This window comes from Sulfurimonas lacustris (assembly GCF_059705355.1).
Genome location: NZ_AP046125.1, coordinates 2,230,997 through 2,243,539, shown reverse-complemented (window position 1 = coordinate 2,243,539; position 12,543 = coordinate 2,230,997). Strand labels below are relative to the sequence as shown.

Genomic DNA, 12,543 nt, shown 5'->3' with positions numbered 1-12,543 from the left:
TTTGCTACCTTCTGTTTTTTAACTGTTTATTGATACGGTAGTAGTATAATACCAAATTTTAATGCAGGAGCAAATTATGGAAGTAGATAAGGCGTGCAACAATGAGATTTGCATGAAAAGCAAGGAGTGTGCACGATTTCAATCTTACTTAGATGGAAATCAAGACTATAAAACATTTAAAGGCACGGAAGTAAAGGGTTGTGGGCAGTTTATACAGAAGTAGCTTCTGCCTCGCTCAACCTTTGTGGCGTGCCGATGTCATGCCACTTTCCCTCATAAAGCTGACCACTCACTCTGTTTTGCAGGGCTGCTTCACGAAGAAGTGGTGCAAGCGGGAGTTTTGCACACTCAAGTGCATTGAAAAGCTTGGGAGAGTAGTAACCGATACCTGAGAATGTAAACTTTTTGGTTGTCTCATTGATAACTCTGTTTTTATGAAGTCCAAAATCTCCATCTGGATTGTGTGGCGGATTTGGCACCAAAACAAGATGTGCCAAATCATCTCCCAGTCTAAAATCCCTCTCGAACTCATAATCACACCAGATATCGCCATTGACAACTAAAAAAGTTTCATTCTCAAAAAATGGAAGCGCTTTGATGATACCACCCGCACTCTCAAGCGCACCGCTCTCTCGCTCATCCGAGTAAAGCAGACTAACACCCCACGCCGAGCCATCCCCAAGAGACTCTATGATTTTTCCTCCAAGATGTGCAACATTGATAACAATCTCACTGAACCCAAGCAAAGCAAGCTTCTCAATATGCCAAACGATAAGAGGTTTTGCGTGAATTTTGATAAGAGGTTTTGGTGTCTCATCAGTAAGCGGACGCATCCTCTCTCCCCGACCTGCTGCTAGTATCATGGCTTTCATTTTATATTGCTAAGAAACGTACCCAACGCTTTTGTCTCTTCATATCTGTTTGCAGCATCGATTACGTACTTGAGAGTGAGTGGGATATCTTTGAGGTAGCCGTTTTTTTTGTCACGTATGGAGAGCCTTGCAAAGATGCCGAGGACTTTTATGTGTCTTTGCATTCCCATAAAATCGAACCATTTGATAAAGGTCGCATCATCTACGCGCAGCCCTTTTTTGTCACGAAACTCTAGGGCGAGTTTTTTTATCTCTGACCTGTCGTAAGCAACATAGCAATCTTTTAAAAGTGACACCAAATCATAGGTAAGAGCCCCACTCATCGCATCTTGATAGTCGATGATACCGATTTTTTTATCACCCTTGAGCATAATGTTTCTTGAGTGAAAGTCACGGTGGACAAAGACACCCTGAGGCTGTTCAAGCACGACATCACTGATGCGCTCAAGCGTGTTGGCAACAAGCTCTTTTTGTGCATCGCTGAGTTTGAGGTGCAGTAACTTTTCTAAGTACCACTCCTGCATCAAATCCATCTCTTTGTGCAAAAATGCTTTATCGTAGAGCGGCAGTGCAGAGGCATCGGCTTTTTGTATCTTTAAGATAGTGTTGATTGCTTTTGTGTAGAAAGCTTTGAAGTTCTCTTTGTTTAAGATGTCCAGATAGTGTGTTGTGCCAAAATCTTCCAAGATAAGGTATCCCTCATCCCTGTTTTGTTCAAAAATCTTTGGAGCGCAAACCTCTGCGCCGTAGAGTTTTGAGGTAACATGCAAAAAAGCATCGAGAGAGTTTTTCTCTAGTGAAGAGTCCATCAAAATAGCCGTTTTTTGACCATCTCTGAGCCTGTAGTATTTTCTAAAACTTGCATCCGCCAAAGCAGCTTCAACTGTATAATTTTTAAAAGAGGTTGTCTTCACCCACTCTTGCACTCTATTCATAAATCGCACCTAAAATTGAATCTTTTAACGCTCCTGTAACGGACGCAATTTTAACACATTTTTTATGGATTCTCTCGTGTGCAAGCCATGCAAATGCCATAGCCTCCATATACTTGCTGCTCACACCGCATTCATCGCTAGAGACGATTTCAACTCCGCTTAACTCCTCTTTGAGACGTTGCATAAGATATCTGTTTTGCGCGCCACCACCACAAGTGATAAGCAAGGTGGTCGGAGTTTTTTTGACCTCGTTTGTGATACTGATGGCGGTGAGTTCCAAAAGTGTTGCTTGAATATCTCTTGCTTTTGTATAGAAGGTATTTCGGTTTTTCCATGCAAAATTTTCAAGCTGTTTTTGAAGCCATGCACCGTTAAAAAGCTCTCGTCCCGTACTTTTTGGAGCCTCTTTTGAAAAGTATGGCTCTTTGAGCAGCTCTTTGAGCAACTCTTTATTGGGAGTTCCAGACCTTGCCCATACCCCGTCTTCATCGTATGGAGTGCCGCTATGTTTTGCTATCCAGTAGTCCATAAGCACATTGCCGCACCCCGTGTCATAGCCTCTTAGCTCATCGCCAAGAATGCTAAGATTTGCCATGCCGCCTATGTTGAGTACGGCGATGTTGCCCTCAAGCCTTGAGAAGAGATAGTGGTGAAAAGCGGGCGCAAAAGGGGCACCCTGACCGCCAAGAGCGATATCTTTGCGTCTAAAATCACTTACTACCGGTATGCCTGTGCGTGCCGCTACCACGTTTGCATTTCCAAGCTGCATTGAAAAAGGGTACATTCCAGTTGGTTCATGCCACACTGTCTGTCCATGCAGGCCGATAGCCCCGATGCTCTCTCTTTTGATTTTTTTATTGAGCAAAAATCGCTCTAGTGCATGGGCATACATCTCCCCTAGCCGTGTATCAAGTTCGCCTATCTCTTTGAGTGTGATTGGGTTGTTGATAGCATCAAAAATAGTCTCTTTTAGTTCTGTATCAAAAGGATAGGATGCTTCATGAATCAGTTCAAAACTATACTCCTTGATTTCGCAAAGTGCGATATCTATCCCATCTAAGCTTGTTCCCGACATCACGCCGATATAAAATTCACTCATCTTTGGCTCCTAACAACATAATAAAAAAAGAGACGGCAGTACCGATGAGCATCTGCCAAGCAAAACCTATAGTTACACCAAAAGTGTAGGGTTGAAGTGCCAAAACCGTGACAAATCCCCCGATGAGCGCCATAAGAACAGTTGTTCTATTTCCGCGAGAGGTAAAGATGGCGGCAAAATAGACACCCAAAAGCCCCGTATAAGCAAAAGACATAACTCCAAGCGCGAAGTTTATCAAAGAGAGGTCGCTGTAACGCTGCCAAAAGTAGCTCACCATCGCCATGACAGAGAGTAAAATCGCAAAAAAGAGTACCGCAACCCTTGAAGTTTTTAAAAAGTGTTCCTCATCCATTGTGCCACGCTTGAGCTTCCACGGTCTGTAGAGGTCTTCAACCGCAACCGATGCCATAGCGCCAAGAACAGAGTTTGCGCTTGAGAGTGCCGCTGCGATTGCGCCCACTGTTACCAAGCCTCGAAGCCCATCGGGCATCTCATGGAGTATATAAACCATAAAAACGGTAATCTTTTCCCCCTCAAAACTCTGCTGTGCTCCCCCTTGGAGATAAAAGAGGTATAAAAGTGCGCCGATTGTTAAAAAAAGAAGTACCACTGGAATGGTAAGCAGCGCTGAGACAAGAAGCGATTTGGCTGCTGCATTTTTATCTCTACAGCCAAGCACCCTTTGGGTCATATCTTGATCAAGTCCAAAAGCCGCGATGTTGAGAAGCAACCATCCGCTCAGAAGTGCAAAGATGTTAAAGTCTCCGCTCCAAGAGGTATCGATAAAGTTGAGTTTGTTATGTTCATTTAATGTTTGAAAGATAGCAACATCTTGCAGCGAAAGAGTAAGATACGCCACCACGGCAACGGCCGCCAAGATATAGGTAAAGGCTTGAATCACATCACTTAAGACGATAGAGCGAACCCCGCCGACAAAAGTGTAGGCGAGCGCACCTGCCATCAAAAGAACGATAGAGAACGCCACATGGGCAAAAGCGATATCGCTAAAGAGAATCATCGAGACGGCAAGTGCGCCTATGTAGAGCCTAGCACCGCTTGCCAAAACTCTCCCCACAAGAAACATAACACCCGCCTGCTTTTTCGCACTAGCTCCATAGCGCTTCTCAAGGAGTTCATATACGGTAACCGCACGCATTTCGTAGTATCTTGGCAGAAGCACATAAGCTATAAAAATGGATGCCAGAATGGTTGAGAAGTAAAATCCTATAAAAGTAAAATCGCCTTTGTAGGAGTACTCCGGAACACCCAAAAAGGTAGCGGCAGATTGGGACGTTGCAAGAACAGAGAGTGCAACGGCAGAGATGGGCAGTGCAGTCGGAGAGAGAAAATAGTCTCGTGAAGAGGTTATTTTCGTACGGCTAAGAAAAAAAGAGCTAACCCCAAGAACCAAAAAGTAGGCACCAAATACGAGCCAGTCAAGCGTAGAAAAAGCACTATGCATTGTTAGAGCTTATATCTTTGCATCAGTTTTTCTATGCGTTTGTTGGACTCTTTGATTCTCTCCAAAGAGATACTCCCTTTTTTAACCCCAGAGACGATAACGGCTACAAGCTCGTCTATATCTTGTGAGGCGAGTTGGTTGCCAAAGAGAAGCATATCAACGCCAGAGTTGATGGAGAGCGTCACAATCTCTTCAAGCGTATAGCGGCTTGCAAGTGCTCCCATCTGCAAATCATCGCTCACCAAAACACCCTTAAACCCCAGCTCTTCTCTTAGCAGTTTTGTATTGACGTTGTGCGAGAGTGTGGCAGGGTAGGTGGCATCAAGGTTGGAGTTAAAGACATGCGCACTCATAATCATAGCAGCGTCCCCTGAACTGATAAGCTCTTTGTATGGCTCAAGCTCCTCTTTGTTCCATGTGTTGCTAATATCCACAAACCCCTCATGCGAATCTCCAAGTGAAGAGCCATGCCCTGGAAAATGTTTTAACACGCTGATGACATTATTGTTTTTAAGAGAAGTCATCATTATTTTTGCGTACATGGCAACATCTTCGCTCGAACTTCCATAAGATCGTCCAAGCCCATAGATGACCTTGTTGTCAGGGTTCGTCCTCAAGTCCACGACAGGAGCAAAGTCACAGTTGATACCATTATGAACAAGTGTTCTTGCGAGTGCATTGTAAACATGTGTTGCCATATAAGCGTCAAGTTGCGCAACTCTTGAAGCTGATGGCGTTGCTTCAAAACCATATTTTGGGTTTAGTCGTGCAACTTTGCCGCCCTCTTGATCTACAGCTATAAGAAGTGGTTTTTTTGAAAATGATTTGAGTGATGTAGTAAGTTTTTGGAGTTGTTCGGGAGAGCTTATATTTTTGGTTTTATTCCTATCATTGTAAAAGCGGTCAAAGAGGATAACACCGCCAAGGTCGTACTTTTGTATCTGCTCTACGATTTGGCTTTTTTCGTTGATACTCTCATCGGCAAACCCTACAAGAAGCATTCGTCCGACCATCTTTTGCAGCTCTGCATCTTCACTCCCAAAGAGAGAAGATACAAAAAGAGAAAAAAGAAGCAACAGTTTCAAAAATGGTACTCTCAAAACAGCTGCTTAGTTTCCTCGAGAGCCAGGCTTAATCGCCTCACTGCCTGCTTTGCACATAGGACAATCCTCAGGTGCATACATCTCAAACGTAAAATCCGCAAGTGCAAAAAACGGAACATCTTGCGGAAGTTTACAGTTGGGTTTAGTGGTTACATCGCTGTGTTGGCGTTTACAAAAACCACGGTTTGCAAGAGCCGCAACACCTACTATCTCTCCGCCAAGACTTTTTACAACAGCCGCCGCTTCCATAGCAGAGCCACCTGTTGTAATGATATCCTCACACATCAGAACTCTCTCGCCTTTTTTGACTTCAAATCCACGGCGGATGGACATTTCGCCATTTACTCTCTCTGCAAAAATCGAACGGACATCAAGTGCGGTTGCCAAAGCAAATCCGGCTATCAAACCCCCAAGAGCTGGTGCGCAGACAGTGTCCACTTCTAAACCGCTCTCTTTTATCTGTTTTGCAAGCGCATCGGCAAGAAGCTTTGCAGTTTTTGGATCTTCCAAAACTTTAGCAGACTGAAGATAAAACTGTGAATGGTTACCGCTGCTAAGTTTAAAATGCCCCTCTAAAAGAGCATCCGCATCCATATATATTTTTTTAACATCCATATTAAACCTTTAGTATCTCAGCTTCTTTGCTCTTTAAGATAGAGTCTATCTCTGCAATAAATTTATCAGTAATTTTTTGGATGTTATCTTGCGCAGATTTTGACTCATCGATGGTAATCTCTTTATCTTTTTCCATCTTTTTTACTTTGTCGTTTGCATTTTTTCTATCATTTCTGATAGCGACTTTAGCATGCTCTCCCATGCCCTTCATCTGCTTAACAGACTCTTGTCTCTGCTCAACCGTCATAGCAGGGAAGAAAAGTTTGATTTGCACACCGTCGTTGTTTGGAGTTGCGCCTATATTTGCTTTGGAGATAGCGCTGTCGATTAGGTTTAAGAGATTTTTTTCCCAAGGATTGACAACAATAGTCGTTGCATCTGTTGCTATGATAGAGCCAACCTGATCAAGCGCAGTCATCGTTCCATAGTAGTCAATTTTTACGTTATCCAAAACAGATGTGGTTACCTTCCCTGTTCTAAGTGTTTTAAAATCTCGTAGCATGTGGTTCACACTCGTCTTCATTTTTGTTTCACACTCGTTGAATAATTCGTTTAGCATATCGTTCCTTTGCAATGTAAAAAATAGTGGCGTATTGTAGCGAGAAAATATTTAAAAGAAAAATTGAGGGGAAGGGCAGTTGCAAAAAAATGCAACTACTGTTGTGTCGTAGAATTGGTCTCTGTAGAACTGTTTTGTTCTTGGGTAGTTGGAGCCACTACTACAGGTGCTTCTACTTTTGTTGTAGCAGGAAGCACTGTTGAAGGTGCCGCGATATCTGTTTTTTCAACAATGCCATCCACAACAGATTCAGCCGCTGCAGAAGCGTACATGTACCCAAGTGCCAGTGTGTTGATGACAAATAAAAACCCTATGGTAAAAGTTGTTTTTGCTAAAAAACTAGCAGGTCCTTTTGCTCCAAAAACTGACTCATTTGAGCCGCTATATGCGCCAAGACCGATGCTTGAGCTTTTCTGTAGGAGTACTGCTATCACAAGCATTACTACTAAAACTATTTGGACAATAAGCAAAAAACTAGCTGTCATTCTCTATCCTTGAAGGCAATAGCCTATGTAAAAAGTGGCGAATTATACCCAAAAAAACTAATTTTTGTAAAATAAGCTATAATTTCAAAAATGTTTCAGGGGCATACATGGGCTTAAAAAATTCGATTGTATCACTTTTTTTATTGGTTTTTTTCTCTTGTTTTGCGCTGTATGCACAAGAACCACAGCAAAAACCAACCATCGCAGCAAGTACTTTTTCTCTTTATGATATCGCTAAAAATATAGCGGGTGAGAGTGCGCAAACTTTTATGATTCTCCCCTTTGGCGTAGATGCTCACAGCTATGAGCCAACACCAAAGCAGATGGCAAAAATAGCACAAAGTGATTTGGTTCTTTATAGTGGTGCGGGCTTAGAACCTTGGATTAAGGGCTTTTCATTTCAAAAAAAAGCAGTTGACATAAGCGCATTTGTGCACCTAAGAGAGCTTAGCGTAAAGCATGAAAATCATGGAGATGCACATAAGCATGGGCACAACCATGAGGGCAACAGCGTTGACCCGCACTACTGGCAAGATCCATCAAACATGATGCTAGCCGCAGAGCAGATTACAAAAGAGCTTATCGCACTCTTTCCAAAAAACAGAGCATTGTATGAAAAGAACCGAGACGCCTATGTAGCGATGCTCCAAAACCTCGAAACAGCATATAAAATAGCTCTTCAAGAGTGTAAATTAGATACTATCATCGTTAACCACAATGCATTTTCCTACCTTTCGCAAAGATACGGCTTCCATACCGAGCCACTCAGCGGTCTAGCACCCGAAGCACAGCCAAACGCAAAAAATATGATAAAACTTATCAAATTTATCAAAGAGCACAAAGTAGAAGTTATCTTTTTTGAGAAATTTGCAAATGAAAAAGCGATGCAAAATATTGCAAAAGAGGCAAATGTCACTGCCGATGTCTTGCAACCGCTTGGTAACATTACTGCCGATGAGGCAAAAGCAGGACTTAGCTACGATGCTATTATGCGAATCAATTTAGCCAAAATCTCTAAAGCCCTTCAGTGCCGATGAAATTTAGCGTTCCGATTTTTGATGTCAAAAACTTAAGTTTTGTTCTCAAAGAGCAGACCATCCTCTCCAACATCTCTTTTGAGATTTTCCCCTCAGAGTATATTGCTATCATCGGTCCAAACGGCGGCGGCAAAACAACGCTTGTGCGGATGCTTTTAGGACTTGAAAAACCTACAAACGGCGAAGTGAAGATTTATGGCAAAGGGCTTTCGCATTTTAACGAGTGGTATAAAATCGGCTATGTTCCCCAACGTGCCTCTCTTGTCGATGGCTCCTTTCCGGCAACAGTTTTAGATATCGTCAACATGGGAAGAACATCCCAACGAAGGCTCTTTAGCACATTAAGTAAGAGCGATAGAACATTTGTTCATGATGCGATGCAAAAGATGGATATCCTAGACTTGGCAGACAAAATGGTAGGAACGCTCTCTGGAGGGCAGAGACAAAGAGTCATGATAGCACGTGCCCTTGCCTCAAACCCAAAGATGCTTATCCTAGATGAGCCAAACACAGGCGTTGACGCGGCATCGCAAAAAAACTTCTATGCGCTCCTAAGAGAGCTCAACAAAAAAGATGGCATTACTATCGTCTTTATCACGCATGATATCGGGGTTATCGCAGACGATATCGCACGTCTCTTTACCATCAACCAAAAAGCCATCATCTGCAATAACCCAAAACAGACACTAAGCTGTGAGGAGATGAGTTCGCTCTATGGCATTGATGCGCATCTTCTTCACAACCATAGACACGAGCATTAAAATGTTAGAGATGTTTGAATACGATTTTATGCAAAGAGCTTTTATAGCGGGGATTATTATCGCCATTTTAGCTTCTATCAGCGGTACGTTTGTTGTTCTAAGACGCTACTCCCTCATCGGGGAGACACTCTCGCATTCAGCGCTTCTTGGCGTGGCAGTGGGACTTGTTGCAGAGTTTAACCCTCTTTGGTCTGCCGTACTCTTTGCACTCTTTGCGGCGTGGCTTATAGAGTATTTAAGAAGTGCGTTTTCACTCTACAGTGACGCTGTTCTTGCTATTTTACTCTCAGGTTCACTAGCATCAGCTGTTATTATCGTATCGCTCGGTGGGGCTTTTAACAACTCGTTATTTTCCTATCTCTTTGGCTCTATCCTTGCTGTAAGCAGCGATGACATCGTTGTTATCGCAGTATTTGGAGCTATCTCTCTCTTTTTGCTTCTGCTTTTTTCCAAAGAGTTCTACTTTATCGCCTATGATGAAGAGGTGGCAAAAACAAGCGGTATCAAAGTAGATTTTTTAAATCTTTTGCTTGTGAGTATTGTGGCTATCATCATAGCGCTCTCCATTAGAGTAGTAGGAAGCCTTCTTATCAGTGCGCTTATGATTATCCCGACCATTGCAGCGCTTCAGTTTAGGGTTGGATTTTTAAAAACAGTGCTTATCTCTCTTTGTATCGCACTCTTAAGTGTTTTCTCTGGTATGACGCTCTCTTTTCACTTCTCACTTCCATCGGGTGCTACTATAGTGCTGTGTGTTCTTTTTATTTTTATCCTCTCTTTGGTTATCAATAGAAGATGAACGTAAGTTCTGAATTTTCCAAGCGTGCCTTAGAGTATGGAAGTTACAATGTCATCCAAAACAGGGTGATAGAAAAACTTCTAAGCCATGTAGCACATAAACCTAAACGTATTTTAGACCTTGGATGCGGAAGCGGCGCACTTATACAAGCGATAGATTGGGAGTATGACTATTTTTGTGGTGTCGATTTTGCGCAAGGAATGTTGGATTTACATCCAAAATCTCCAAAGATTGAGCTTCTCTACGCAGATTTCAATGAAGATTTGCTCTTTAAGAAGATGCTTACATATAAGTGGGATTTTATTTTCTCAGCATCTGCCTTGCAATGGGCGCATGATTTGGGGAGAGTTTTTCACTCTATTCAAAAACTTGATGCGCCTATCTCTTTGGCGATTTTTACATCCAACACTTTTAAAACTCTCAACGAAACCGCGTCCATTAGCTCCATACTCCGAAGCGCCGATGAGGTAAAGAGGCTCGCAGAGAACTCTTTTGACGCTCATTGTGAGGTAGTCAACTATAAACTTGAGTTTGAATCAACAAGAGATATGTTTCGCTATATTAAAAAAAGCGGTGTAAGCGGTTCAAGGAAAGTGCTAAGCTATAAAGAGAGTAAAAAACTCCTAGAAGAGTACCCGCTCTCCTATTTGGAGTTTGAAGTCGTCTTTATTTATGCGCCAAGTAAGTAAACTTCATCTGCAACTTTGATATCCCCATCTCCGACAACTTTCGCAAAGATACCCCTGTCGTTTTTTAAAAGTGTAGGAATTTTAACATCAATAACAGCAAGATGGTTGCAGATAGTACAGTGTTGTGTGATTTCAAGCACTGTGTTCCCAATTTGCAACACGCTTCCAACTTCAAGCGCATAGGGGTTATAGTCAAGCAGGATATTTTCGCCAAGATAACCAAGTGGCATCTCAAGTCCATAATTTTTTATAAGATTATAGCTATCCATTGAAGAGATTAAAACAGAACGCTCTATGTTCTTGTTATAAAACTTATCTTCAACTACCCCAAGTGTATCAAAAGAGAGAAGATTTTTTTCTATTCTCTGAGAAACTCCACTCTGTGATACAAAAAGATTTAAAACGCGTCCAACTTTTTTGTTTGACATTTGAGATATGCCTTTTTACACAAAATACAACTAGCAATATAGTTTTGATTTTGTACTAATTTTTATGCGAAATGGTAGCATATTTTTATGTGGGGATACCCGAAAAACAGAAAAAGAGTAAAAATATAAATTTAATTAATATCGTATATAAATAAAAATTATTCAGAATGTTACCAAATGAGTATATTCATAAAAATGTAATAATTTTCTCACATTTTTCATAATTAGCCTTGACAATTTAATTTGAATTCATATATAATCGTCGTCTTGCATTTCATATATGCATGAAAAAGTTCGTATTTTGTGTGCTTTTGCATACTTATGAAATCTACAAGATTAAAAGAGGGAGGTAGGTCATAAATGAGTAATATTTCTGAAAATAATTTAGAAACTACTACAAATCAAGAGCACTCGAGTAGAAGAGATTTCTTCAAAAGAACTGCTGCTTATTCTGTAAGTGCAATTGCTGCTGCTAATCTTTTAGCACCTGTAAAATTGTCTGCAGACGATGAAAATATAATTCACCATGTTGAATGGGGAACAACTTTAGGTGATGAGCTAAACAAGCACCCATACGGGATACCATCAGCATACGAGCATAACGTTGTAAGAAGAACTTCAAGTCTTCTTTCTTCAGCGGGTGACATGCATGCTGCTGTTTCTATGACGCCGCTTCACGAGTTGGAAGGCATCATTACTCCAAATGGTTTGCATTTTACAAGAACACATAACGGTGTTGCTCATGTAGATCCTAACAAGTTTAGACTCATGATTCATGGTTTGGTTGAGAGACCTATCGTTCTAACACTAGATCAGTTGAAAAAATACCCAGCTGAGAGTAGAATTCTTTTTATGGAGTGCCCTGCAAATGGTGCTGCTGAGTGGAAAGGTCCTCAATTTAACTCTTTACAGTTTGTAAAAGGGATGATGAGTAATGCTGAGTGGACTGGTGTTCGTCTCAAAACTATTCTTGATGAAATCGGTCTAAAACCTACTGCAAAGTGGATGTTAGCTGAGGGATCTGATGGTTCAGAGATGAGTAGAACTGTTCCTGTTGAAAAAGTACTTGATGATGCGATGATTGTTTGGGCTCAAAATGGTGAAGCGATTAGACCAGAGCAAGGATATCCTGTTCGTCTTATGTTACCAGGCTGGGAAGCAAACCTATGTGTTAAGTGGTTGAAGCGTTTAGAGTTTGGTGCAGAGCCATGGTATTGTAAAGAAGAGACTTCAAAATATACAGCGTTGATGCCGAGTGGTAAAGCAATTCAGCACTACTATCCATTAGAAGTAAACTCTATCATTACAACTCCATGTCCAGAGAAACCGTGGACAGACCTCAAAAAAGGTGACTTAGTAGAGGTTGAAGGTATCGCGTGGAGTGGTCATGGAACAATTACGGGAGTTGATATCTCTTTTGATGGTGGAGACAACTATGTTGAAGCAAAACTCAAAGGGCTTGTTCTTCCAAAATCATGGACAAGATTCTCATATATGTACAAATATGAAGGGAAACCTTTATTGATTCAGTCTCGCGCAATGGATGATGCTGGTTTTGTACAGCCATCAGTTACTCAAGAGAAGTCTATTATGGGATTAGAGGGTGTTTATCATAGAAACTCAATTTGTACTTGGGAAGTTAGACAAGACGGCTCAGTTCATAATGTTCAAGTTAGAACAGACAACTGTCCAAAGTAGA

General features: G+C 41.6%; 15 protein-coding genes. 6 read left to right on the top strand and 9 right to left on the bottom strand.

Annotation, left to right across the window (positions count from 1 at the left end; all coding sequences use genetic code 11):
- The first annotated feature begins 76 nt into the window (after window positions 1–76).
- Complete coding sequence (locus AC6H4V_RS11680; RefSeq protein WP_299858753.1) at window positions 77–223, top strand: hypothetical protein; 147 nt, start codon at window positions 77–79, stop codon at window positions 221–223.
- Here AC6H4V_RS11680 and murU read toward each other — a convergent pair.
- The 8 genes from murU to secG all read right to left on the bottom strand — a co-directional run bounded on the left by murU (window position 210) and on the right by secG (window position 7,130).
- A complete protein-coding gene (gene murU, locus AC6H4V_RS11675) occupies window positions 210–872 on the bottom strand; it encodes an N-acetylmuramate alpha-1-phosphate uridylyltransferase MurU (RefSeq protein ID WP_497606966.1) in 663 nt (220 codons plus the stop codon). The two genes, AC6H4V_RS11680 and murU, sit on opposite strands and share 14 nt — an antisense overlap.
- Window positions 869–1,807, bottom strand: coding sequence for an aminoglycoside phosphotransferase family protein (locus tag AC6H4V_RS11670; protein WP_428730408.1), 939 nt, complete (start codon window positions 1,805–1,807; stop codon window positions 869–871). The genes murU and AC6H4V_RS11670 overlap by 4 nt, the downstream gene beginning before the upstream one ends.
- Complete coding sequence (locus AC6H4V_RS11665) at window positions 1,800–2,906, bottom strand: anhydro-N-acetylmuramic acid kinase (protein WP_497606965.1); 1,107 nt, start codon at window positions 2,904–2,906, stop codon at window positions 1,800–1,802. Before AC6H4V_RS11665 ends, AC6H4V_RS11670 begins: the two co-directional genes overlap by 8 nt.
- Window positions 2,899–4,368, bottom strand: a complete 1,470-nt coding sequence (locus AC6H4V_RS11660) for a sodium:solute symporter (RefSeq protein ID WP_497606964.1) — start codon at window positions 4,366–4,368, stop codon at window positions 2,899–2,901. Before AC6H4V_RS11660 ends, AC6H4V_RS11665 begins: the two co-directional genes overlap by 8 nt.
- A gap of 2 nt (window positions 4,369–4,370) precedes the next feature.
- Complete coding sequence (locus AC6H4V_RS11655; RefSeq protein ID WP_497606963.1) at window positions 4,371–5,468, bottom strand: glycoside hydrolase family 3 protein; 1,098 nt, start codon at window positions 5,466–5,468, stop codon at window positions 4,371–4,373.
- A gap of 9 nt (window positions 5,469–5,477) precedes the next feature.
- Window positions 5,478–6,086 (bottom strand): orotate phosphoribosyltransferase, encoded by a 609-nt coding sequence (pyrE, locus tag AC6H4V_RS11650; protein ID WP_428730404.1) that lies wholly within the window; start codon window positions 6,084–6,086, stop codon window positions 5,478–5,480.
- 1 nt (window position 6,087) lies between these two features.
- Window positions 6,088–6,645 carry a ribosome recycling factor gene (frr, locus tag AC6H4V_RS11645; RefSeq protein ID WP_428730403.1) on the bottom strand — a complete coding sequence of 186 codons (558 nt, stop codon included), beginning with the start codon at window positions 6,643–6,645 and terminating at the stop codon, window positions 6,088–6,090.
- A 95-nt stretch (window positions 6,646–6,740) separates the two neighbouring features.
- Window positions 6,741–7,130, bottom strand: coding sequence for a preprotein translocase subunit SecG (gene secG, locus AC6H4V_RS11640; protein ID WP_428730402.1), 390 nt, complete (start codon window positions 7,128–7,130; stop codon window positions 6,741–6,743).
- Between the two features lie 107 nt (window positions 7,131–7,237).
- Between secG and AC6H4V_RS11635 the strand changes: the two genes are divergently transcribed.
- The 4 genes from AC6H4V_RS11635 to AC6H4V_RS11620 are packed head-to-tail and all read left to right on the top strand — an operon-like array spanning window position 7,238 to window position 10,416.
- Window positions 7,238–8,167, top strand: coding sequence for a metal ABC transporter substrate-binding protein (locus tag AC6H4V_RS11635; RefSeq protein ID WP_497606962.1), 930 nt, complete (start codon window positions 7,238–7,240; stop codon window positions 8,165–8,167).
- Window positions 8,164–8,928 (top strand): metal ABC transporter ATP-binding protein, encoded by a 765-nt coding sequence (locus tag AC6H4V_RS11630; protein ID WP_497606961.1) that lies wholly within the window; start codon window positions 8,164–8,166, stop codon window positions 8,926–8,928. The genes AC6H4V_RS11635 and AC6H4V_RS11630 overlap by 4 nt, the downstream gene beginning before the upstream one ends.
- The gene (locus AC6H4V_RS11625) at window positions 8,882–9,727 is read left to right on the top strand and encodes a metal ABC transporter permease (protein ID WP_497606960.1); all 846 of its coding nucleotides are present in this window, start codon (window positions 8,882–8,884) and stop codon (window positions 9,725–9,727) included. Before AC6H4V_RS11630 ends, AC6H4V_RS11625 begins: the two co-directional genes overlap by 47 nt.
- Window positions 9,724–10,416: a methyltransferase domain-containing protein gene (locus AC6H4V_RS11620; protein ID WP_428730398.1), complete on the top strand. Its 693-nt coding sequence runs from the start codon at window positions 9,724–9,726 to the stop codon at window positions 10,414–10,416. Before AC6H4V_RS11625 ends, AC6H4V_RS11620 begins: the two co-directional genes overlap by 4 nt.
- On the opposite strand, the gene AC6H4V_RS11615 is transcribed toward AC6H4V_RS11620, so the two are convergent.
- Window positions 10,398–10,844, bottom strand: coding sequence for an MOSC domain-containing protein (locus tag AC6H4V_RS11615; RefSeq protein WP_428730397.1), 447 nt, complete (start codon window positions 10,842–10,844; stop codon window positions 10,398–10,400). The genes AC6H4V_RS11620 and AC6H4V_RS11615 overlap by 19 nt on opposite strands.
- Window positions 10,845–11,204: 360 nt before the next feature.
- On the opposite strand from AC6H4V_RS11615, the gene soxC reads away from it, so the two are divergent.
- Window positions 11,205–12,542, top strand: coding sequence for a sulfite dehydrogenase (gene soxC / locus AC6H4V_RS11610; protein WP_428730396.1), 1,338 nt, complete (start codon window positions 11,205–11,207; stop codon window positions 12,540–12,542).
- Window position 12,543: the final 1 nt, after the last annotated feature.

Coding starts and splice junctions, on each gene's coding strand:
- AC6H4V_RS11665 (WP_497606965.1), bottom strand. CDS start 2,906: ATGAGTGAATTTTATATCGGCGTGATGTCGGGAACAAGCTTAGATGGG.
- AC6H4V_RS11630 (WP_497606961.1), top strand. CDS start 8,164: ATGAAATTTAGCGTTCCGATTTTTGATGTCAAAAACTTAAGTTTTGTT.
- murU (WP_497606966.1), bottom strand. CDS start 872: ATGAAAGCCATGATACTAGCAGCAGGTCGGGGAGAGAGGATGCGTCCG.
- AC6H4V_RS11620 (WP_428730398.1), top strand. CDS start 9,724: ATGAACGTAAGTTCTGAATTTTCCAAGCGTGCCTTAGAGTATGGAAGT.
- AC6H4V_RS11615 (WP_428730397.1), bottom strand. CDS start 10,844: ATGTCAAACAAAAAAGTTGGACGCGTTTTAAATCTTTTTGTATCACAG.
- AC6H4V_RS11680 (WP_299858753.1), top strand. CDS start 77: ATGGAAGTAGATAAGGCGTGCAACAATGAGATTTGCATGAAAAGCAAG.
- AC6H4V_RS11670 (WP_428730408.1), bottom strand. CDS start 1,807: ATGAATAGAGTGCAAGAGTGGGTGAAGACAACCTCTTTTAAAAATTAT.
- soxC (WP_428730396.1), top strand. CDS start 11,205: ATGAGTAATATTTCTGAAAATAATTTAGAAACTACTACAAATCAAGAG.
- AC6H4V_RS11625 (WP_497606960.1), top strand. CDS start 8,882: ATGGCATTGATGCGCATCTTCTTCACAACCATAGACACGAGCATTAAA.
- frr (WP_428730403.1), bottom strand. CDS start 6,645: ATGCTAAACGAATTATTCAACGAGTGTGAAACAAAAATGAAGACGAGT.
- secG (WP_428730402.1), bottom strand. CDS start 7,130: ATGACAGCTAGTTTTTTGCTTATTGTCCAAATAGTTTTAGTAGTAATG.
- pyrE (WP_428730404.1), bottom strand. CDS start 6,086: ATGGATGTTAAAAAAATATATATGGATGCGGATGCTCTTTTAGAGGGG.
- AC6H4V_RS11635 (WP_497606962.1), top strand. CDS start 7,238: ATGGGCTTAAAAAATTCGATTGTATCACTTTTTTTATTGGTTTTTTTC.
- AC6H4V_RS11660 (WP_497606964.1), bottom strand. CDS start 4,368: ATGCATAGTGCTTTTTCTACGCTTGACTGGCTCGTATTTGGTGCCTAC.